Raw genomic sequence first — 20043 nt, 5'->3', positions numbered from 1 at the left:
CCCCAGCGTGCCGGGCGGAGCGGGCGTCGGGCGGCCGGGCCCGTCGGAGTACGCGGCCAGGTCCGGGCCGGGCGCCCGGGTTGCGCGGCCGGGCACGCTGGTTGCGCGGCCGAGCCCACCACCCGTGCCGGTTGCGCGACCCACAGTGCCGGAGGCACGACGATCCACAGTGCCGGGGGCACGACGATCCACAGTGCCGGGGGCACGGCGACCCACAGTGCCGGGGGCAGGACGCCCCGCCGACTCGGCAGCGGGCCCGGCGCTCTCCCCGACGGGCCGAGCTGGTCCGGTCACCGCGGTCCTCCGGTCCGGTTCGTCCTGACCGATCCGGTCACCGGGGCGGAACCCGTCGGCGGGGCCATCGCGCTCCTGCGCCGGTTGAGCAGCGGGCGGGTCGAGGTCCAGATCGCGCAGCAGGCCCGGGGCGTGCGTGGCCACGAGGTCCAGCCAGTGTTGCGGGGGCTCACCGAAGCGGCGTGGCGGATCCGACGGCGGCTGCTGACCGGCTTGCCCGACGGGATCGACCCGTCCGGCGAGGCGCTGGACGGCGCCGGCGGCCGAACGCAACCGGTCGGCCAACCAGCTACGCGGGTGCGGGCGCGGTGGCACCGCCGGTCTCCAGCTCCAGGCCCTCGTAGCGCAGGGTCAACGAGGCGATGGCGATCTCGTGGCTGAGGGTGTTGAGGTGCGCGCCACGCCACCGGGTCGGCCAGGCGTCGATCAGGTTCCAGCGCAGCACCTCCGCGGTGCCGACCGAGTCGAGCAGCACCACCGAGACGTTGCGGCGGTTGAGGGTGCCCTGCGCGGTGGCGTTGACCCAGTCCCACAGCTCGCGGGAGGCGGTGAGGCCGAAGTGCAACGTCACCGGCTCGTACTCGGCCTGGCCGGGCACCATCCGCATCCGGCCCAGGCCGTGCTCCCGGTACGGCTGCCCGGGGATGTTCACCTCCAACCCGGTCATCTCGGTGAAGTGGCCGTTGGTGACGCCGTTGATGAGCAACCGGAAGTTGTACGCCCGGTACGGATCGACCGGTGCGCCGGGCTGTGGCGTGGCGGTGGTGGGCATGTCAGCCTCCGATCGTCTCGGTCTCGGTACCGCCGGCCCACTGGCTCAGCTTGAACACCACGAATTCGGCCGGCTTGACCACGGCGATGCCGATATGGGCGATCACCATGCCGGCGTCGCGGACGTCCGGCGGGTTGGTCTCCTCGTCGCACTTGACGAAGAACGCCTCCTCGGGGCTGCGCCCCAGCAGCGCGCCGTCGCGCCAGACCCGCGTGAGGAACGCCCCGATGTCGCGTCGGATCGAGCGCCACAGGGTGAAGTCGTTGGGCTCGAACACCATCCACCGGGTGCCGTTGGCGATGGCCTGTTCGATGGCGATGCTGAGCCGCCGCACGTTCAGGTAGCGCCACTCGCTGGCCTCGGCGGCGAGCGTACGGGCGCCCCAGACGCGGATGCCCTCCCCGGCGAAGTACCGGATCACGTTGACGCCCTTGGGGTTGAGCACGTCGTGTTCCGGTCGGGTGACCAGGTAACCCAGGTCGACGGCGCCGCGTACGGGTTCGTTGGCCGGTGCCTTGTGCACGCCGCGCAGGGCGTCGGTGCGGGCCCAGATGCCCGCCAGGTGCCCGCTGGGCGGGGTGAGTTCCAACTCGCCGCTGATCGGGTCACGCACCCGCAGCCACGGGTAGTAGAAGGCCCCGAACTCGGATTGTCGTGGCCGGTGGGCCGCTCCCTCGTGCCCGCCGGAGCCGCCCGGCTGGGCCGAGCCGCCGCCGGAACCGCCCGAGCCGCCGCCCGTACCCCCGTCGGGCTTGGGGGGTTTGCCGGACGACGGCGTGGCCACCCGGGTCAACGCGGAGATGTCGTCGATGTCCGGTGCCGGGTCGCAGATCGCGACCATGGTGCGGGTGCGCTCGGCCATGCTGAGCAGCGCCTCGTGCGACACCGGGTCGTGGAAGCCCGGCGCGGCGATGATGGAGATCTCGTCGACGGCTTCCAGCAGTTGCAGGCCACCGCGTCGCTGCCCGGTGCCGGTGATCGCGCCGCCCTCACCGACGTTGACCACCCAGCAGCGGGCGCCCCCGTTGTCCAGGAAGCCGAAGACCGCCCGGGCCAGCGGAGTGCTCTCCACCCGCTCACCACCGGCGAAGAGTCGCAGGAACTCCGTCCAGTTGTTGACCGGCACCGCCTTGCCCAGGTGGGCGGAGCGGTCCGGGGCGACGCCGACGAACGCGGCGATGCTGGTGCTCGCCGGGCCGATCGGTCGAGCGCCGCTGGGGACCTCCTCGACATAGATGCCGGGGGAGAAGTAGCTGGGCATCGGTCCTCCTGTGCGGGTGGGCGTCAGTGGGTCGGTGGCGCGCAGACGATGACGAGGTCGGGTTCGGTGGGGTCGACGTCGGCGGTGAGGACGAGCCCCCGACCGGTCAGCCGGAGTCGGACCGGGCTCGGGTGTTCGGGATCGTGCGGGACGCCGACGATCAGGAAGCGGCCGTCGGGGTCGGTGCGGGTGGCGGACCCGGTGCCGGGTAGCTCGACCCGCATCGCGGCGAGCGGTTGGTCCTCGGGACCGACCACCCGGCCGGTGAGGGCGCGCACCCCGAGCTGCCGCAGCCGCAACGGTTGCCGGACCGGCGGCGCGGCCGGGGTCGGGTGGTCCACCTGCGCGGGCACGTCGATCAGCAGCGCCGGGCGTGGCGCCACACCGAACGCGGTCCAGAGTGGCGGGTCGCCGGCCTCCAGGACGACGCTGTAACTGCCGTCGGTGGTCGCGGCGGTGAGCACCCGGTCCAGCCGGGGCAACCCGGCCGGGCCGGTGGCGCAGAGCAGATAGCGGACCGTGAACCGGTACGGTTCGCGGACCGCGCCGCTGGAGCGGGTCTGCCGGGCCGGGCGTAACTCCAGCGGCCAGAGGGTGAGCCCGGAGGCGTCGCCGTCGGTGCGGGGCGGACCGACCGGGACGGGTTCTCCCACCGCGCTGGTCAGCCAGGAGGCCAACTCTGCGGTGGCCGTCTCGATCGGGCCGCGCCCATCGGTGGTCATCGCGGCGGCGTCCCCTGGATCCGGTACGCGATGGCCTCGTTCCACACGTGCGGGTAGACGCCGATCTCGAAGTACCGGGTGAACCGGTTGATCGGGGCGTTGGTGTGGTCGTGGTAGAGCAGCCAGATCGGGGCGATGGTGAACAGCACGTAGTTCGCCAGCACCAGCGGGATGTAGAGCGGTCCGAGCAGGCGGCCCTGGAAGATGTGCACGTCCTCGTGCCGTTGGATGCCCGAGCTGGCACCGGCGCAGACGGTGCCGATGGTGGTGGCGTAGCGGGGCGAGACCCCCTCCACCACGCAGACCCGCCCGCTGCCGGCCGAGGTGGGCCGGTCCAGCGAGTGCCCGAAGATCAGGTGCACGGCCAGGTAGATGGCACCGACGACAGTGTTGAGCAGGCTCCACGTGTGGTCGACCACGAAGAGGAAGATGCCGCGTGCGTCCGGCGCGTACACCCCGGCGGAGGTCACCGCCCAGCCGAACACCGCGCCGATCAGCACGCCCACGGCGGCGCCGATCAGCAAACCGATCGGGCCGCCGGCGAGGAAGCCGAACAGAGCGCCGAGGCCCACCTGGACCGCCGCGCTGAGAATTCCGAAGACCATGACGGCACCCCCTCAGACCCAGGAGCGGACGAATCGGGGCTCGCGACCGCTCGCGACCTGGGTCGGCGTCGCCTGCCGGTTTCCGGGCGGGAACTGGTTGATGCCGAGCGCGGCGGAGAAGATCACCAGCGCGTTGAAGAACGCGATGACCCACTTCTCTCCGCCGGCCTCGTCGGCGAACGCCGCGGTCACGTAGGACAGCAGCAGCGCGATGGCGATGGCGATCCACTTGCGGAGCTTGTCCCCGCTGGGACCGATCAGGCCGCCGATGACGTTGGTGGCCAGCAGGGTGGCGGCGCTCGCGCCGGCGATGCTGCCCAGGGCGGCCCAGGTGAAGAGATCGTTCACGGCGATCCCCCTTTTCTGCGATGGTGCGACCGGGATGTGGTGGTGGTGAGGTCCGGTGCTCCCACCGGGAGCACCGGGGCCGGTCGCCGTCGTTTCGCGGGCGGCCGGGGCCGGGCGCGGCCAGCGGGTGCCGGCCACCAGGTGGATCAGCCAGGCCCCGGGGCGCCGGCGGGCGGGCCCGCCGGGGTCGGGCCGGGCGCGACCGGCGCGGCGGGCTGACGGCGGCGCAGCAGGAGTACGCCCACCACGGCGAGCAGCAGCAGGAGGAGTACGCCGCCACCGACCAGCAACCAGGGAAAGCCGCCTCCGTCGGCGCCTGCGGCAGCCGGCGAGGCGGACGGTCGAGGTGGCGCCTCGGCCACCGCCCGCAGTTCGGCCGGCTTGTCCTGGTTGGCGTCGACCTTCCAGCTCACCGAACGGCCGTTGACAGTGCCATTGCTGTCGATCACCCGGCCGGGAAATGTCACCGAGATCTCGAACGACATGAGCTTGAGGAACGCCTGCTGTTGCTGCGGATTCTGCTGCGCGACCTTTCCGCCGTATTTCTTCGGATCCAGCGGAAGCGTGAAACGGTAGAGATCGCCGTCCCGGACCAGTTTCACGCTCTCCGTGTCGAAACCGGCCAGCGGCGCCTTGCGATAACTGATCTGGGAACCGTAGAAAGTCTCGTCCTGGTACAGGGTCTCTTCGCCGGCCGGCAGCGCGGGAATGTTCTGCCGCAGCTCGGCGAAGGCGGCCGGGACGTTCTTGTTCCGGGCACTCAACACATTTTTCTGGGCCGTCAGCAGCAGTTGGCCGTCGACCGTGTCGTCGGCGTTGACGGTGAGGCCCATGTTGAGCTGCATGCAACCGCTGAGCGCGGCGAGAAGAATGAGACACACCGCGACGCGGAGTGCCTTACCGCGGTTGACTCTCCTGTTCATGCGCTCAGTGTGTGTGATCGCTTTCACACCAGCAGTCAGCGATCGGTCACAAGGCAGTCGCCGATTGTACGGGCGCGCTGTCGCCTTCGAACGAGTCCGCCCCCAGCCCTGACAAATACCCTGGAGTGTTGGGCCGCCCTCGTGGGCCGCGGGGCCGGCTCAGCCCACCGGGGGTCTCCAGTCCGCGTAGCGGGCCATGCTCCGCAGGGCGGCCCGGGCCGGGATGAGTCGCACCGCGCTGTCCCGGACCGCGACGGCGAGCGGGTTGCGCAGTTGCTGGCCGAAACGGCCGGCGGTGAAGGAGGCCCGGGCAACGGCCTGGCTACGCGGTCGACGTTGCTCGTCGTACGCGGCCAGCGCGGCGGGCACCGCGGCGGCCCCGGCGGCGCAGACGGCGCCCAGCACCACCGCGTCCTCGATGGCCTGTCCGGCGCCCTGGCCCAGGTTGGGTGTCATCGCGTGGGCGGCGTCGCCGAGCAGCGCGACCCGTCCCCGCACGTACGTGGGCAGCGGCACGGCCAGGTGGTGGATGTCGTTGCGCAGGACGACTCCGGGTGGGGTCGCCGCCAGCAGCGCCGGGATGGGATCGTGCCAGTCGCCGAAGCGCTCCCGCAGGGCCGCCCGTTCGTCGGGGGCGTGGCCGCCGGGTGGCGCGTTCAGCGCGGCGTACCAGTAGAGCTGACCGTCGCCGATCGGCACCATGCCGAACTCGGCGCCCGGGCCCCAGCTGATCGCGGCCGGGACCGGCTCGGGGAGCGCGATGGCAGCTCGCCAGGCCGTGGATCCCGCGTACGCCGGGCCGGGGTGTCGTGGCCAGAGCTGGGCGCGGACCCGGCTGCGCAGGCCGTCGGCGCCGACCACCAGATCGGCGCGGAGTGTGTGCGGCCCGTCGGGGCCCTGGTAGCGCACCTCGGCGCGGGTCGGGGCCGGGATCGACGTGCTCCACCGTGGCGTCGGTGTGCAGGGACGAGGCGGGCAGGGCCTCGCGCAGGGTGCGGTGCAGGGTGGCCCGGTGCACACCGAGGGCTGTGGTGCCCAACTGCCGGACCATCTCGGTGGCGTCCATCCGGGACAGCCACCGCCCGTGCCGGTCGCGGATGCCGCCGGGTGCCTCGCCGTGCCCGCCGTCGCGCAGAGCCGGGCCGAGCCCGAGGGCGTCCAGCCCGCGCACCGCGTTGGCCATCAGGCTCAGGCCGGCGCCGACCTCGCGCAGCTCGGCGGCGCGTTCCAGCACCGTGACCCGCCAGCCGTGCCGATGCAGGGCGAGCGCCGCGCTCAGGCCGCCGATCCCGCCGCCCACGACCACCGCGTGTGAGTCGTCCATCTCGATCCACCCTTCTACACCTGTAGAAAGAGGATACTACCTGCGGACCTCGGAAAGGGGGAGTGCCGTGACGGCCCGGACGAACCGGATCGCGCTGCTGACCGACGCGGCCATCGAGCTGATCGCCGACGGTGGCATGCGGGCGCTGACCCACCGGGCGGTCGACGGCCGCGCTGGAATGCCTCCCGGCACCACCTCCGCATACCTGCGGACTCGGCAGGCGCTGATCGAGGCGGTGGTGGGACGGCTCGCCGAACGGGACCGGTCCGACCTGGCGGCGTACGACCTGCCGACCGGCCCGCCGCCCCCGCAGCCGGCCCCCCGGCTCGACGGCAGCGACCTCGACCTGCTTGCCGCCGGCATCGCCGAGGTGCTCGACAGGTGGTTGAGTGTCGGGCGCAGCCGGACCCTGGCCCGGTACGCCTGTCTGCTGGAGGCGGTGCACCGGCCGGAGCTGCGGGGCATCCTGCACCACGGCACCGGTTCGCGGGTGCAGGCCCGGGACCTGCTGGCCCGCGCCGGCGCCACCGATCCCGACCGGCAGGGCGACCAGTTCGTCGCGTTCGTGGACGGGCTGCTCTTCGACCGTCTGGTCGGCGCCGGCGCGCTCACCGCCCCGGAGCCCGGCAGCGCGGCCAGCCGTGCCGACCTCGGCGTCGCGGTGCGCACCCTGCTGCGCGCCCTGACCGGGAGCTGACCCGACCGACGTGCGGGCGTGGCGGTGCGGGCGTGGCGGGTGCGCTCACCTGTCAGCGCGCGGGCCTGTCCAGTACGCCGGGGCGCGAGGGCCTGGCGTGGGCTCGGCGCGCCGGCGCCGCGCGCCGGCGCCGCGCCGTGCAGCCCCGGTGAGCAGGTCTGACGCGTGCTGGGAGACGATCACCTCGCACGGCTGTGGGCCGCCGGTGGGGTGCTGCGGTTCGGCCCTTTGGAGCTGAATCGTTTGCGACATCACGCGTGGTCGGTTTACGGCATCGCGCGTGGTGGGTTTACGGCATCGCGCGTGGTGGGTTTACGGCATCGCGCGTGGTGGGTTTACGGCATCGCGCGTGGTGGGTTTACGGCATCGCGCGTGGTGGGTTTACGGCATCGCGCGTGGTGGGTTTACGGCATCGCGCGTGGTGGGTTCACGGCATCGCGCGTGGGGGGTCGCGGCATCGCGCCTCATGCGTTCACGGCGCGATTCGTTTGCGGCATCAGCTCCAAAGGGGAAGCGGGCGGCATGGTGCGGGGCGGGCGGGCAGGCGGGCGGGCGGTGCGGTGGCGTGCGTCGGCGGTGGTGCCGGGGTCGACGGCGCCGTGCCGTGCGGTTGGGGCGTGCTGGCGACGTGCGGGCTCAGGCCGGGCGTGGCGGGCTGGTTGGCGCGGGTAGGAGAAATCGGGTGATGATGCGGTTCAGGGCCCTGCGGACGGCTGGCGGACGACTGCGGCACGGCTGGCTGCCGGTGCTGGAGGCCACCCTCGCGGCGACGGTGGCCTGGCTGCTGGCCACCCGGTTGCTCGGGCATCCGCAGCCCTTCTTCGCGCCGGCCGCCGCGCTGATCGTCCTCGGTCAGGCCCGAGGCCAACGCATCCGGCGGGCCGTCGAGGTCGTCCTCGGCGTCGCCGCCGGGGTGCTCGTCGCGGATCTGGTGGTGCAGGCGCTCGGCCCGGGCAGTACCTGGACGGTTTTCACCGTCATCCTGCTCACCGTCCTGCTCGCGGTGGCCTTCGGCGCCACCGGCGTGACGCTGGTGCAGGCCGCGGTCTCCGCGCTCTACCTGGTGGTGGTCGCACCACCGGACGGGACGTTGGTGCCGTTCCGCTTCGTCGACGCGTTGATCGGTGGCGCGGTCGCGCTCGCGGCCAGTCTGCTGGTCGACGCCCGGCGCCCACTGGCTCCGCTGGTCGCCGAGGTCCGGCGGACCTTCGACGAGTTGGCCGGGCTGCTCGGCGGGATCGCGGACGCGCTGGACCACCGTGACGAGACCGCCGCGGTCACCGCGTTGACCCGGGCCCGGGGGATGGACGCCCGGGTGGACGGGCTGCGCGACGGAGTGCTCGCCGCCGGCGAGGCGCTGCGGCTGAACGTCCGTCGACGCCGGCACATCGGTCGGCTGCGCTCGGTGGACCAGTCGATCCGGCAGACCGACTACGTCGTCCGCAACGTGCGGGTGCTCGCCCGCGCCGGCGTGACGCTCAGCCGTCTGCACACCCCGGCCCCGCCCGAGTTGGGCCTCGCCCTGCGGTCGTTGGCCGAGGCGGTCCGCCACGCCGGCGCCGCCCTCGCCGCCGACCTGGAGGGGCAGGACGAGCATGCCGACCAGCACGCCGCGCGGGCCGACGAGGCGGCCCTGGCTGCCGTGCACACCGCCGGCCAGCTCTTCGGCACCACGCAGACCCTGCCGCTAGCGATGATCATCGGGCAGGTCCGGGCCACGGCCATCGACCTGCTGCGCGGCGTCAACCCCGAGGACGACGCCGCCGTCCTCGCCCGGGTCGACGAGGCACTCGGCCTGCCCGCTGTCTGAACCGGGCCGTCGCCCCGGGTCACTCGGCGACCCGCCGACCCACCGGTCAGGCGCTGGCCCGGGCCACCAGGGTGGACGGGAAGAGGGTCACCGGCGCGGCCGGACGTCCGTCCAAAAGGGCGTTGGCCGCCGCGGCGGCGATCCGCCCCACCGGGTGGCTCGCCGTGGTCAGCGCCGGTGCGGTCAGCCCGGCCAGCGGAATGTCGTCGAAGCCGGCCACCGCGACGTCGCAGGGCACCCGCACCCCGGCGTCCCGCAGGCCCGCGATCACCCCGAGAGCGGTGTCGTCGCTGATCGCGTAGATCGCGTCGATGTCCGGCCACTGCCGCAGTGCCACGCCGGCCGCCGCCCGGCCGGCCGCCGCCCTGAAGTCCCCGGGCAGCAACCGCTGCGGCAGGCCCGCCTGGTGCATCAGCCGACGGTACGTCTCCACCGGGCGCTGCGCGCAGGGCAGCCACCGAGGGCCGGCCACCATGGCGATCCGGCGGCGACCCGTCGCGTACAGGTGGTGCAGCACCGCCTCGGACCCGGCACCGTTGTCGACGTCGAACGACGGCACGCTCGCCGAGCCGACGCCGATCGAGGCCACCCGACCGCGCAACGAGCGGGGCACCGACTCCAGCAACTCCTCGGTGGTGTTGACCAGGATCACCCCGCACACGCTGCGATCGTCGAGCTGGGCCAACCCGCCCGGGTCGCCGAGCGGCAGCCAGTGCAACGCCACACCGACACCGACGGGTGTGCACACCCGCGCCGCCGAACCGACCACCTGGTGCACGTACGGGTCGTCCAACACCGCCGCACTGGTCCCCAGAACCGCCACGACCATCCGAACGCCACCGCCGCGGACCAGCGCCCGGGCAGCCGGGTTGGGTACGTAGCCGAGCTGGTCGACAGCGGCCGCGACCAGTTCCCGGGCCGCCGGCGAGGCGAACCCCGTGCCGGCGATCACCCGCGACGCGGTGGACCGGGACACCCCGGCAACCCGCGCGACGTCCTCGAGAGTTGCCGGTCGGTGTGCCGCTGCCGTCATCGTCGCCTCCCCGCCGAGGCCCGCCCGGTCGGACAAACGCCTGCTCACATCATGCCCCGGTGAGCCCACCGGCGGTAAGGGGCGGCTACGGCTTGTGGTGGTAGCGCTCTCAGGTGTGCGATCGTGCCAGGAGACCACCCCGAGGAAGAGGACCCGCCCCCGTGAGCGCCCCCACCAGTCGACCGGTAGCCCCGGCCGCCGCAGCACCGTCCGCGCGGGCGGTGTTGCTCGCCCGCAACGCCGTCGCGGTCACCTTCGCCCTCAACGGGCTCGCCGTCGGCAGTTGGTTCTCCCGGGTGCCGGCGGTCCGCGAGGCGTTGGACCTGTCCGCCGGCCGGCTCGGGCTGCTGTTGCTGGCGATGAGCGTCGGCGCGCTGCTCGCCATGCCCACCGCCGGGCTGCTCGCCCAGCGACTCGGCGCGGCCCGTACCGTCGCGCTGGCCACCGGGGTGGTCGCTGTCGGCCTGACCGTGGCGGGGCTGGGTGCCACGTCGACCGGGTCGTTCGCCGTCGTCGCCCTGGGCCTCGTCGCCTTCGGCTACGGCTCCGGCGCCTGCGACGTGGCGATGAACGTCGAGGGCGCGGCGGTGGAGCGGCGACTGGGCCGCACGATCATGCCCCGTTTCCACGCGGGGTGGAGCCTCGGTTCGGTGGCCGGCGCGGCGCTCGGCGCCGGGGCGGCCCGGTTCGACGTGGCGGTCGGCGCGCACCTCGTCGCGGTGGCGGTGGTCGTGTTGACCGGCACGGTGCTCGCCGCCCGGACGTACCTGCCCGTGGGCACCGACCACACCGGCGACCCGGCCGACGCCACGCCGGCAGCCCGCCGCCGGGCGCAGCTCGCCGCCTGGCGGGAGCCGCGCACCCTGCTGATCGGGTTGTTCGTCCTGGTGGCGGCGTTCACCGAGGGAGCCGCCAACGACTGGCTGGCCGTCGCGTTCATCGACGGACGGGACCTCAGCGAGGCCGCCGGCGCGGCCGTCTTCGCCGTCTTCGTCGTGGGCATGACCGTCGGGCGCACCGCCGGCACCGTCGCGCTGGACCGGTGGGGTCGGGTGCCGGTGCTCAGCGGCACCATCGGGCTCGCCGTGGTCGGCGCTGGCCTCGCCGTACTGGCCGGCTCCGGGCCGGTGGCCGTTCTCGGCGTCGCGCTGTGGGGGCTCGGTGCGTCGCTGGGCTTCCCGGTCGGGATGAGCGCGGCAGCCGACGACGAGGCGCACGCGGCGGTGCGGGTGAGCGTGGTCGCGGTGATCGGCTACACCGCGTTCCTCGGCGGCCCTCCGCTGCTGGGGCTGCTCGGCGACCAGGTCGGCACCCTACGTGCCCTGCTGGCGGTGCCGTTGCTGCTACTGCCGACCCTGCTGCTGGTGCCGGTGCTGCGCCCGCCGCACGCCGTCTCGTCAGCCAACCAAATCTAACCCGGACCACCGCCGAGCGGTATCGGGTGCGTGGCCGACTGCGCCGCGTACCCGGGCTGGTTAGGGTCGCCCGATGCCGACCGACGAGATCACCGCCGCCGCGGCGGGCACCTGGACACTGGGCGACCACACCGTGCGCCGGATGGGCTTCGGCTCCATGCGCATCACCGCGAACCCCGACCCCGAGCCGGCCGTCGCCCTGCTGCGCCGCGCCGTCGAGCTGGGCGTCGACCACATCGACACTGCGGCGTTCTACGTCTCGCCCGGCGGAACCCTGCGGGTCGGCACCGGCCCGGCCCGCTACGCCACCGAGCTGATCCGCGCGGCGCTCGCCCCGTACCCAAAGGATCTGGTCATCGCCACCAAGGTCGGTTTCGGGTACGACCCGGAGGCGGGCTTCACCGAGGCGTTCACCCCTGCGCAGTTGCGCGCCCAGGTGGAGGAGAACCTGCGTCGGCTCGGCCGCGACCACCTCGACGTGGTGAACCTACGCCTGGGTCGGGGGTCCGGCGAGGTGCCGCTGGTCGACCGGTTCGGCGCGCTCGCCGACCTGCGCGCCGCCGGGCTGATCCGGCACCTCGGGCTCTCCGGCGTCCGGCCCGAGCAGCTCGACGAGGTGGCGGGCATCGCGCCGGTGGTCTGCGTACAGAACAACTACGGCGTGGACGCCTACCGGGAGCAGGACGACGTCGTCCGGGTCTGCGGCGAGCGGGGCATCGCCTACGTGCCGTTCTTCGCGCTCGCCGGCACCGGCCGGGAGAGGGGCGCGAGCGCCACGCAGAGCGAGGCGGTCGAGGCCGTCGCCCGCGCCCACGGCGTCACACCGCATCAGGTACGTCTTGCCTGGACCCTGCACCAGGGCCCCCACGTGCTCGCCATCCCCGGCACCGCGGACCCGAAGCACCTGGCGCAGAACATCGCCGCCGGAGCCCTACGTCTGACCCCGGAAGACCTGACCCGTCTCGGCTGATCGTCCATCCGGCAGCGCTCAGGCCCGTACCACGTGCACGACGATCTCCTGACCGTCGCCCACGGTGCCGGAGTAACCCTCCGACAGCGCGTCCGCCACCGTGAGCTGCAGCGCGAGGGTTTCGTGCGCGATGAGCTTCTGGTGCGCGGAGATCGCCGCCGCGACATCCGCGGGCGCGGCGACCGTCACCGTGATCCGGTCGGCGACCTCGAGATCGGCGTCGCGGCGGGCCTGCTGGACGATGCGGACGACGTCGCGTGCGACGCCCTCGGCTGCCAGTTCGGGGGTGAGCTCGGTGTCGAGCGCGATCGTCGCGCCGCGCTGGGACTCCACGACCCAGCCGGTCCGCGGCACCTCCGTGATCAGGATGTCGTCCAGCCCCACCTCGACCTGCGCACCGTCGACCGACAGCGGGTACGTCCCGTTCGCCCGTACGCCGTCGACCAACTCCCGCGCGTCCACCCCGGCGATGGCCTTCGCGACGTGCTGCGTGCGGTTGCCGAACCGGCGGCCCAGGGCCCGGAAGTTCGCCTTGACCTTTACGTCGATGACTCCGCTCTGCGGATCGAGCGGTTCGAGGACCTTGACGTTCAACTCGTCGCCGATGTCGTCCAGCAACGCCGGTGGGAGAACGGTGCCGGCCGGTAGACCGACGAGCGCCCGGCTCAACGGCTGGCGGATCCGCAGACCGCTCGCCTTGCGCGCGGACCGGCCCGCCTCGGCCAACGCCCGCGCCGTGGCCACCTGGGCCGACAACTCCGCGCTGATCATCGTGGTGTCGGGCGTGGGCCAGGTCGCCAGGTGCACCGACTCGGGTGCCGACGTGGCACCGTGCCGGATGACCTGCTGCCACACCTGCTCCGTGATGAAGGGAACGAACGGCGCGAGCAGCCGGGTGAGGATGTCGAGGCACTCGTACAGGGTGGTCAGGGCGTCCGGGTCGCCCTCCCAGAAACGCTGCCGCGACCGCCGCACGTACCAGTTCGACAGGTCGTCGACGAAGTCGGCGAGCAGCCGGCCGGCGCGGGCGGTGTCGTAGTTCTGCATCCGTTCGTCCACGGCGGCGGCGAGGGCGTGGACCTCGCCGACGATCCACCGGTCCAACACCGGTCGTTGGGCGACCGGGTGCGCCAGGTGTGGCGCCCACGTCGAGTTCGCCGCGTAGAGGGAGAAGAACGCCGCGGTGTTCCAGTAGGTCATCAACACCTTGCGGACGATCTCGTCGAGGGGGCCGGGCCCGACCCGGCGCGGCGACCACGGTGAGCCGGAGCAGGCCATGAACCAGCGCACCGCGTCGGCGCCGTGCGTGTCCATCAACGGGATCGGCAGCAGGATGTTGCCCAGGTGTTTGCTCATCTTGCGGCCGTCCTCGGCCAGGATGTGCCCGAGGCAGACGACGTTCTCGTACGGGGACCGGTCGAAGACCAGGGTGCCCACCGCCATCAGCGTGTAGAACCATCCCCGCGTCTGGTCGATCGCCTCGCAGATGTACTGGGCCGGGTAGGTGCGCTCGAAGATCTCCCTGCTGCCCGGCACGTGCGGGTAGCCCAACGAGGCGAACAGCATCGCTCCGGAGTCGTACCAGGCGTCGATCACCTCGGGGACCCGGGTGGCGGTCCGGCCGCAGTCCGGGCACCCGAAGGTGATCTCGTCGACGTACGGGCGGTGCGGGTCCAGCTCGGACAGGTCGGCGCCGGCCAGCTCGCCGAGCTCCGCGCGGGAGCCGACCGCTGTCACGTGGTTGTCCGGGCAGCGCCACAGCGGCAGCGGGGTGCCCCAGTACCGGGAGCGGGACACCGCCCAGTCGATGTTGTTTTCCAGCCAGTCGCCGTACCGGCCGTGTTTGATGTGCTCCGGGAACCAGTTGGTGTTCTCGTTCTCCCGGGTCAGCTCGTCGCGTACCTCGGTGGTCCGGATGTACCAGGAGGGCTGCGCGTAGTACATCAGCGGGGTGTGGCACCGCCAGCAGTGCGGGTAGGGGTGCTCGAACGGCTCGTGCCGGAACAACCGACCGGACTCCCTGAGCCGGTCGATGAGCAACGCGTCGGCGTCCTTGAAGAACACCCCGCCGACCAGCTCGATGTCGTCGTGGAACCGCCCGTTCGGGGCGACCGGGTTCACCAGCGGCAACCCGTAGGCGCGGCAGACGGCCAGGTCGTCAGCGCCGAAGGCCGGCGCCTGGTGCACCAGGCCGGTGCCGTCCTCGGTCGTGACGTAGTCCGCGAGGACGACGCGGTGCGCGTCCGGGATGTCCACCAGGTCGAACGGCCGCTCGTAGCGCAACCCCTCCAGGGCCGCCCCCGGCACGGTCGCCAGGATCTCCGCCTCCTCACCGAGGACCCGCCGGGTCAGCGGCTCGGCGACGACGAACGTGCCCCGCTCGGTGCGGGCGACTGTGTACGTCACAGTGGGGTGCACGGCGACGGCGGTGTTGGACACCAGGGTCCACGGGGTGGTGGTCCAGATCAGCAGCTCGACATCGTGGTGCCCGGCTACCGGCTCGCGCAACGGGAACCGCACGTACACGGACGGGTCGGTGACTGTCTCGTACCCCTGGGCCACCTCGTGGTCGGACAGGGTCGTGCCGTCGCGGGTGCAGTACGGGGCCACCCGGAAGTCCTCCACCAGGCGCCCGTCGTCGTGGATCTTCTTCAGTGACCACCAGACACTGTCCACGTACTCCGGGGACATCGTCTCGTACGGGTGCTCCAGGTCGATCCAGTAGCCCATCCGCTCACTGAGCTGGACGAACTCGTCGACGTGCCGCAGCACCGAGGTACGGCACCGGGCGTTGAACTCGGCGATGCCCATCTTCTCGATGTCGGGCTTGCCGCTGAGGCCCAGCTCCTTCTCCACCGCGAGCTCGACCGGCAGGCCGTGGCAGTCCCACCCGGCCCGGCGTGGCACCGAGAAGCCCCGCATCGTCCGGTAGCGGGGGAAGAGGTCCTTGAAGACCCGCGCCTCGATGTGGTGGGTGCCCGGGGTGCCGTTGGCGGTCGGCGGCCCCTCGTAGAACACCCACGGCGGGCCGTCGGCCGTCTGCTCCAGGCTCCGGTCGAACACGTTGTTCGCCTGCCACCACTCGATTACCGTACGGTCCATCCCACCAAGGTCGATCTTGGTGGGTAGTGGCACGAATGGCGACTTCAACGGACCGTCCGGCACCGACGCTCTCCCTACACTCCACGTCCGCTCACGCGGGCATCAGCTCACTGCCCACGCGGGGACGAAGTGCCGGGCGTATGGCCAGGACTCCGCGGTACCACCCCGCTTGCGCCCCGATGGTGCGGGCGCCGCTCACTTTCGCGACGTGACGTGCCGCTACGTCCGGTTCTACTGGGGCGGTCGAGCTGCCCGTTCTTCCGGAGGCTCCCCGGTGATGGCCGGATCGGTGCCGATGCCGTCGAGCATAGCTGTCCGTGGGCGGACCCTGGGGGGCGTCGAGGGTGCGCCTGGAGTCCTAGTCGCGGACCCAGACCCGCAGCGGGCCGGTGGGGACGAAGCCGGTCGCCAGGGCTGGGGCGAGGTCCGGGGCGGCTTCGTAACCGACCAGCGGTGCGTCGGGCACAGTGGCGCACACCGCGCGCCAGATGCCCCGGGGGTCCTCGGTGTGGGTGAACAGGTTGGAGACGCCGTGGACGACCCCGTCCCCGCTGAGCACCGCGCCGCCGGTGATCACGCCGCTGTCGTCGCGGCGGGCGAGCACCCGTACCCGAGGGTGGTCCAGGAGCGCGGGGCGGAACAGGCCGACGCCGCCGTGCGCCGCCGCCCAGGCCGCCAGCTCGTCGGGCGTGCCGACGGGGGTGAGCGCGGCGGCGACCGGCGGTTGCACCGGAGGGCGATGGATCCACTGGGCGTCGAAGAGCACCCGGAAGCCGTACCCGGACAGGTCGAGGTCGGCGAAGCTGTCCTTCACCGACGCGCCGGGCCCCGCGTCGATGCGGGCCAGCAGGGTCTCGGCGTCGACGTCCGGCCGCAGGGTGACCGCGTCCGGGTACCACGGTGGCGAACGGTGGGGGACCGACCAGGCGTCGGCGTCGGTACGGCCGGCCAGCCCGTGGCTGCCGCAGACGATGTCGCACCACTCGGCGTTGTCGTGGGCCGCCGCCGCCCGTGGGTCCTTCAGCACGCCCGGCAGCCTAGGCGGCCCGTGCGCTCACGGCGCGTAGACCAGGTCCATCGTGTCGGTGTGCCCGGACCAGCGCAGGTCCAGACGCCAGCAACCGGCCTGGGGCACGTCGATGATCGACGGACCTGGTCCGCCGGCGACCTCCCGGGTGACAGTGGTGTCGGTGCCGTCCAGCGTCGCGGTGATCACCAGCGTGGCCGGTGCCGTCGGGTCCGGCGAGGTCGTGGAGGCCTGGGCCACCCACAGGATCTTGTTGTTCGACCCGTCCTTGCGGTGCTGCCGCAGCGGGTGGGCGAACAGCACCGCCACGATGTCACCCTTCGCGCCGAAGACGTGCGGGACCCGCGCGTCGCCGTGGAATCCGGCGTCCGCCCAGTCGGGCAGCGACCCGGTCTCGACCCGAGACCCACAGCCCGCCGCAGCACTCGTGGTGGTGGCCGCCGCGGTGGCGACGGCCGGCGCGGCCGACCCGCCGCTGGTAGTGGTCGAGCATCCCGCCACCAGCAGCACCGATGACACCAGCAGCATCCTGCCCCGTGAACCCATCTCCACCCCTTCCGGTGCGCCGTCCGCCACCTGCGGGCTGGCACAGCCCGTCGGCCGAAGACCCGTCGTGTCTTCTGGACACCGGTCGATCCCGCCGGGTTCCCTAGCCCAGCGAGCGGGCGATCTCGATCGCCTCGGCCTTGCTGAGGGAACCTTCGAGCCGGTAGCTCACGTCGGCGTTCTGCCAGATCAGGGTCGAGGCGGCAAGTCGGGCGGTCTCCTCGCGGACTTCGCCCGCACGGTCCACGTACGACAGCACGTGCGGGCCGTCGACCCACACCGCGAAGTGGCCGCCGACCTGTGTCCACTCCGCGCCCGGCGCTGTGACCTGCTTGTGGAAGGCCAGGTTGAGGCGACCGTCGAACGCGTCGATGCGCAGCGCGCCCCCGTCGTAGAGCAGCGTCGCCACCCGGCAGACGCCCGAAGGGTCGGGGTCGGCGACCAGCACCCGCTCGGGCGGACCCAACGAGGCCGGTAGCCGGATCGGGAACCGCACCGCCCGCTGCGCCTCGTCCAGGGCGGCGGTCCGCTGCCCGGGCAACGGCGACGGGGTGCCGGCGGCCGGCGTCGGGGCGGACGAGGTGGCGATGCTGACACCGGCGAAGCGCAGCAGCCCGGCGACGGCGTCCGCGACGGCGGCCCGCGTCGGCGGCACCAACGCGACCAGGAGGGCGACGAGCGCCGCTGCGGCGAGCGGACGCCACCGGCGCACGGGCCTGTCGAGTCGTACGCGGACCCGGGCGGTCACGTCGGGCGGCTCGGGTGTCTCCAGCCAGGCGGACAGGTCGCGCAACTCCCGTTCGAGGTCACCCATGCCGGACCTCCTCCCGGTCGAGAAGGCCGCGGAGTTTCGCCAGCGCCCGGGAGGTGCGCGACTTCACCGTCCCCCGGGGCCAGCCCAGTGCCGCCACCGTCTCCTCCTCGGTGAGATCGAGGAAGTACCGGCAGACGATCACCTCGCGGTCCCGTACCGGCAGTTGCCGCAGGGCCCCGACCAGCGCCTCCCGGCGCTCCCCGGCGAGGACAGCGCCGACCGCCCCGTCCTCGGCGATCTCGGACGTCGGGTCGGCCGCCGCCGCCCGCAGGACGAGCCCGTCCCGCCGGCCCCGGGACCGGTGCAGGTTGCGGGTCTCGTTGGCGACGATCGCGAGCAGCCACGAGCGGAAGGACGACTCGCCCCGGTAACGGGACAGCTTGCGGTACGCCTTCACGAACGCCTCCTGCGTGACGTCCTCGGAGTCCGAACCCGCACCGAGCAGCACCGCCGTCCGGTACGCGGACGCGGTGTGCCGGGCGACCAGGAGGTCGTACGCCTCCAGGTCACCTGCCCGAGCGCGGGTGACGAGCGCCTCGTCGTCCAGGGGAGCCTCCGTTCGGATCACACTCATGACACCGCGCGGGCGTCGCGGGTTCCACCCGGCGCGGGTCAGGTTGCTCCCACCCGGCGTGCAGCGGATTGCCAGGATTCGGTGGTGCACTGGGAGTGGTGTCGAGGAGAGGGGCTGGTCATGAGCTGGTTCAATCGCCGGGGACGGGGTGCCGAGACGACCCCGACGAAGCTGGACCGGGAGGCGACCCGCGAGGACCTCGCGGCGCTGGAGGCGTTCGTGGCCACCCGGCGCGGGGTGGAGTTCTACCTGGAGCCGGAGACGACCGCGACCGACACCACAGTGGTGGCGATCGCCCACGACGGTGAGTGGATCCGTCGGCGCACCGGTACGCCCCGGGCGGCGGGGGCGATTGCCCGCAAGCACGCGGTGCCGCTGTACGAGGCGGCCCGCACCGGCTACCCGGAGCGGATGCGGGTGTGGAATCGCGCCCACCCGGAACGCCACGCCCGCTGAGGCACGCCCGCTGCGGCTCGCCTGCTCAGGCTCGCCTGCTCAGGCGTCCCCGACGGCTGACCGGGCCTGTTGCGCGGTCATCGGCTGGGCGTGGCTGGAGACGTACCAGTGGTAGTCGTGGTCGAGCAGGCGGCGCACCAGGGCCAGGTCGGGGCCCTCCCCGGGCCGGCGTAGATGGGCCGGCGGCGGGTAGAAGCAGTCGCCCAGCAGCAGGACGCCCGAGTCGGGCACCAGCACTACCGTCGAGTCCGGTGCGTGCCCGCCGCCGACGTGGCGTAGCCGAACCCCGACCGACAACTCGTCGGCATCGGTGAAGGTCCAGGTCGGGGGTAGGACTGTGAAGTCCTCCCAGGAGTCCATCGCGCGTGCCCGGGCGTGGAAGCTCGGGCCGAGGCGGGGGTTGGCGCGTACCTGCTCGTCCAGGTAGCTGTGGCTCCACGGCCGGGCGGCCTCGGCGCGCAGCAGCGGCACGGCCGCCTCGTGCCCGACGATCTCCACGCCGGGCCATGCGCAAGCGCCCCAGACGTGGTCCCAGTGGTGATGGGTGTAGACCAGCCAGCGCGGCTTCGGCAGCCCCGCAACGGCGAGCGCGGCCTGGATCGCGCGGGCGTGCCCGGGGCTCTGCCCAGCGTCGATCATCACACTGCCGCGCTCGTCGGCCACCACGGCGACGCCGGCCTGGACCGCCTCCGGGTCGGGATCGCCCGGACAGACCCAGACCCGACCCGCCAGGTGATGGAACCGCAGGGCGACCATGGTGATCGACCTCCGAGATTGACCGCGGACACTGGTGCGACGTTCGCCGATCCTAGGTGACGGTGCGGCACGGCGCCGTCCCGCCGGACGGTCGGCGCAGGCCAGGGTAGGTTCGGCCATCCTTTGCTCTGCATGTCTATATGCGCCAGTGACGCTCCGTGTCTGGTGCCTATGGGTAAGCAGAGCAAAGGACGCCGGGCATTGATCCGGGGCGTCGCGACGCGCGCGGTCGCGGTCACGGTGATCGCCGTATCTCGATGAATGCAGCCCGCCGGGCGGGGTTGGACCGGCGTTGACCCGCAGCGGAAGCGTGTGGCAGCATTCGCGGCCTGACGGCAGTGAAGGAAGTCGGTGCGATTCCGACGCGGTCCCGCCACTGTCACCGGGGAGCGATCCCCCCTCGTGAGTCACGGCCGTGTGTCTGCGGTTGGAAGGCCGGGGGAGAGCGTCGATCCGGAAGCCAGGATACTTCGGCCGTCGGGACGTACCCCAGGGCGTGGACACCCGAGGAGGACCCGATGACGCACGGCGTCTCATTCATCGACGAGCATCGTCATGCCCCGCACGGTGGGCGATTCACGGTGCCCGCGACCC

At 72.8% G+C, this 20043-nt stretch carries 19 protein-coding genes, 1 pseudogene and 1 riboswitch; of the genes and pseudogenes, 5 read left to right on the top strand and 15 right to left on the bottom strand.

Going from position 1 to position 20043, the window contains the following annotated elements:
* Positions 1–583: 583 nt before the first annotated feature.
* The 8 genes and pseudogenes from O7614_RS18605 to O7614_RS32245 form a co-directional block, all read right to left on the bottom strand.
* A complete protein-coding gene (locus O7614_RS18605) occupies positions 584–1066 on the bottom strand; it encodes a phage tail protein (protein WP_179779319.1) in 483 nt (160 codons plus the stop codon).
* Position 1067: 1 nt separating this feature from the next.
* Positions 1068–2327, bottom strand: coding sequence for a phage tail sheath subtilisin-like domain-containing protein (locus tag O7614_RS18600; RefSeq protein WP_278139727.1), 1260 nt, complete (start codon positions 2325–2327; stop codon positions 1068–1070).
* Positions 2328–2350: 23 nt separating this feature from the next.
* The gene (locus tag O7614_RS18595; protein ID WP_278139726.1) at positions 2351–3049 is read right to left on the bottom strand and encodes a carboxypeptidase regulatory-like domain-containing protein; all 699 of its coding nucleotides are present in this window, start codon (positions 3047–3049) and stop codon (positions 2351–2353) included.
* Entirely contained in the window at positions 3046–3654 is a 609-nt protein-coding gene (locus tag O7614_RS18590) for a glycine zipper family protein (RefSeq protein WP_278139725.1), read from the bottom strand. The genes O7614_RS18595 and O7614_RS18590 overlap by 4 nt, the downstream gene beginning before the upstream one ends.
* Before the next feature lie 12 nt (positions 3655–3666).
* Positions 3667–4002 carry a hypothetical protein gene (locus O7614_RS18585; RefSeq protein ID WP_278139724.1) on the bottom strand — a complete coding sequence of 112 codons (336 nt, stop codon included), beginning with the start codon at positions 4000–4002 and terminating at the stop codon, positions 3667–3669.
* A gap of 146 nt (positions 4003–4148) precedes the next feature.
* Positions 4149–4925, bottom strand: coding sequence for a DUF3153 domain-containing protein (locus O7614_RS18580; protein WP_278139723.1), 777 nt, complete (start codon positions 4923–4925; stop codon positions 4149–4151).
* Between the two features lie 159 nt (positions 4926–5084).
* A complete protein-coding gene (locus O7614_RS18575) occupies positions 5085–5834 on the bottom strand; it encodes an FAD-dependent monooxygenase (RefSeq protein ID WP_278139722.1) in 750 nt (249 codons plus the stop codon).
* 133 nt (positions 5835–5967) lie between these two features.
* Positions 5968–6249 (bottom strand): annotated as a pseudogene (locus tag O7614_RS32245) (FAD-dependent oxidoreductase); the annotation flags it as partial.
* Between the two features lie 67 nt (positions 6250–6316).
* On the opposite strand from O7614_RS32245, the gene O7614_RS18565 reads away from it, so the two are divergent.
* Together O7614_RS18565 and O7614_RS18560 are read left to right on the top strand one after the other, a co-directional pair.
* Complete coding sequence (locus O7614_RS18565; RefSeq protein WP_278139721.1) at positions 6317–6946, top strand: TetR/AcrR family transcriptional regulator; 630 nt, start codon at positions 6317–6319, stop codon at positions 6944–6946.
* A 685-nt stretch (positions 6947–7631) separates the two neighbouring features.
* The gene (locus O7614_RS18560) at positions 7632–8756 is read left to right on the top strand and encodes an FUSC family protein (RefSeq protein WP_278139720.1); all 1125 of its coding nucleotides are present in this window, start codon (positions 7632–7634) and stop codon (positions 8754–8756) included.
* Between the two features lie 46 nt (positions 8757–8802).
* On the opposite strand, the gene O7614_RS18555 is transcribed toward O7614_RS18560, so the two are convergent.
* Complete coding sequence (locus O7614_RS18555; RefSeq protein WP_278139719.1) at positions 8803–9789, bottom strand: LacI family DNA-binding transcriptional regulator; 987 nt, start codon at positions 9787–9789, stop codon at positions 8803–8805.
* A gap of 161 nt (positions 9790–9950) precedes the next feature.
* Between O7614_RS18555 and O7614_RS18550 the strand changes: the two genes are divergently transcribed.
* Together O7614_RS18550 and O7614_RS18545 are read left to right on the top strand one after the other, a co-directional pair.
* The gene (locus tag O7614_RS18550) at positions 9951–11204 is read left to right on the top strand and encodes an MFS transporter (protein ID WP_278139718.1); all 1254 of its coding nucleotides are present in this window, start codon (positions 9951–9953) and stop codon (positions 11202–11204) included.
* Between the two features lie 73 nt (positions 11205–11277).
* The gene (locus O7614_RS18545; RefSeq protein ID WP_278139717.1) at positions 11278–12174 is read left to right on the top strand and encodes an aldo/keto reductase; all 897 of its coding nucleotides are present in this window, start codon (positions 11278–11280) and stop codon (positions 12172–12174) included.
* A gap of 18 nt (positions 12175–12192) precedes the next feature.
* Here O7614_RS18545 and ileS read toward each other — a convergent pair whose 3' ends face one another.
* The 5 genes from ileS to O7614_RS18520 form a co-directional block, all read right to left on the bottom strand.
* Complete coding sequence (gene ileS, locus O7614_RS18540) at positions 12193–15339, bottom strand: isoleucine--tRNA ligase (protein WP_278139716.1); 3147 nt, start codon at positions 15337–15339, stop codon at positions 12193–12195.
* A 295-nt stretch (positions 15340–15634) separates the two neighbouring features.
* Positions 15635–16303, bottom strand: coding sequence for a hypothetical protein (locus tag O7614_RS18535; protein ID WP_278139715.1), 669 nt, complete (start codon positions 16301–16303; stop codon positions 15635–15637).
* Positions 16304–16330: 27 nt separating this feature from the next.
* Positions 16331–16849, bottom strand: a complete 519-nt coding sequence (locus O7614_RS18530; RefSeq protein WP_278139714.1) for a hypothetical protein — start codon at positions 16847–16849, stop codon at positions 16331–16333.
* 103 nt (positions 16850–16952) lie between these two features.
* Positions 16953–17663 carry a hypothetical protein gene (locus O7614_RS18525; RefSeq protein WP_278139713.1) on the bottom strand — a complete coding sequence of 237 codons (711 nt, stop codon included), beginning with the start codon at positions 17661–17663 and terminating at the stop codon, positions 16953–16955.
* A complete protein-coding gene (locus O7614_RS18520; RefSeq protein ID WP_347404358.1) occupies positions 17656–18231 on the bottom strand; it encodes an RNA polymerase sigma factor in 576 nt (191 codons plus the stop codon). Before O7614_RS18520 ends, O7614_RS18525 begins: the two co-directional genes overlap by 8 nt.
* A gap of 126 nt (positions 18232–18357) precedes the next feature.
* On the opposite strand from O7614_RS18520, the gene O7614_RS18515 reads away from it, so the two are divergent.
* Entirely contained in the window at positions 18358–18693 is a 336-nt protein-coding gene (locus O7614_RS18515; protein ID WP_278139712.1) for a hypothetical protein, read from the top strand.
* A 39-nt stretch (positions 18694–18732) separates the two neighbouring features.
* On the opposite strand, the gene O7614_RS18510 is transcribed toward O7614_RS18515, so the two are convergent.
* Positions 18733–19449 (bottom strand): MBL fold metallo-hydrolase, encoded by a 717-nt coding sequence (locus O7614_RS18510; protein ID WP_278139711.1) that lies wholly within the window; start codon positions 19447–19449, stop codon positions 18733–18735.
* Between the two features lie 341 nt (positions 19450–19790).
* Positions 19791–19920, top strand: a riboswitch (cobalamin riboswitch).
* The last annotated feature ends 123 nt before the right edge of the window (positions 19921–20043 follow it).

Source organism: Micromonospora sp. WMMD961 (genome assembly GCF_029626145.1).
Lineage (GTDB): Bacteria > Actinomycetota > Actinomycetes > Mycobacteriales > Micromonosporaceae > Micromonospora.
This window is presented reverse-complemented; position numbering and strand designations above follow the sequence as displayed.

Bases quoted from the DNA above. Each gene is read 5' to 3' on its own strand.
- O7614_RS18605 (WP_179779319.1), bottom strand. From the start codon at position 1,066: ATGCCCACCACCGCCACGCCACAGCCCGGCGCACCGGTCGATCCGTAC.
- O7614_RS18600 (WP_278139727.1), bottom strand. From the start codon at position 2,327: ATGCCCAGCTACTTCTCCCCCGGCATCTATGTCGAGGAGGTCCCCAGC.
- O7614_RS18595 (WP_278139726.1), bottom strand. From the start codon at position 3,049: ATGACCACCGATGGGCGCGGCCCGATCGAGACGGCCACCGCAGAGTTG.
- O7614_RS18590 (WP_278139725.1), bottom strand. From the start codon at position 3,654: ATGGTCTTCGGAATTCTCAGCGCGGCGGTCCAGGTGGGCCTCGGCGCT.
- O7614_RS18580 (WP_278139723.1), bottom strand. From the start codon at position 4,925: ATGAACAGGAGAGTCAACCGCGGTAAGGCACTCCGCGTCGCGGTGTGT.
- O7614_RS18560 (WP_278139720.1), top strand. From the start codon at position 7,632: ATGATGCGGTTCAGGGCCCTGCGGACGGCTGGCGGACGACTGCGGCAC.
- O7614_RS18555 (WP_278139719.1), bottom strand. From the start codon at position 9,789: ATGACGGCAGCGGCACACCGACCGGCAACTCTCGAGGACGTCGCGCGG.
- O7614_RS18545 (WP_278139717.1), top strand. From the start codon at position 11,278: ATGCCGACCGACGAGATCACCGCCGCCGCGGCGGGCACCTGGACACTG.
- O7614_RS18530 (WP_278139714.1), bottom strand. From the start codon at position 16,849: ATGGGTTCACGGGGCAGGATGCTGCTGGTGTCATCGGTGCTGCTGGTG.
- O7614_RS18525 (WP_278139713.1), bottom strand. From the start codon at position 17,663: ATGGGTGACCTCGAACGGGAGTTGCGCGACCTGTCCGCCTGGCTGGAG.
- O7614_RS18515 (WP_278139712.1), top strand. From the start codon at position 18,358: ATGAGCTGGTTCAATCGCCGGGGACGGGGTGCCGAGACGACCCCGACG.
- O7614_RS18510 (WP_278139711.1), bottom strand. From the start codon at position 19,449: ATGGTCGCCCTGCGGTTCCATCACCTGGCGGGTCGGGTCTGGGTCTGT.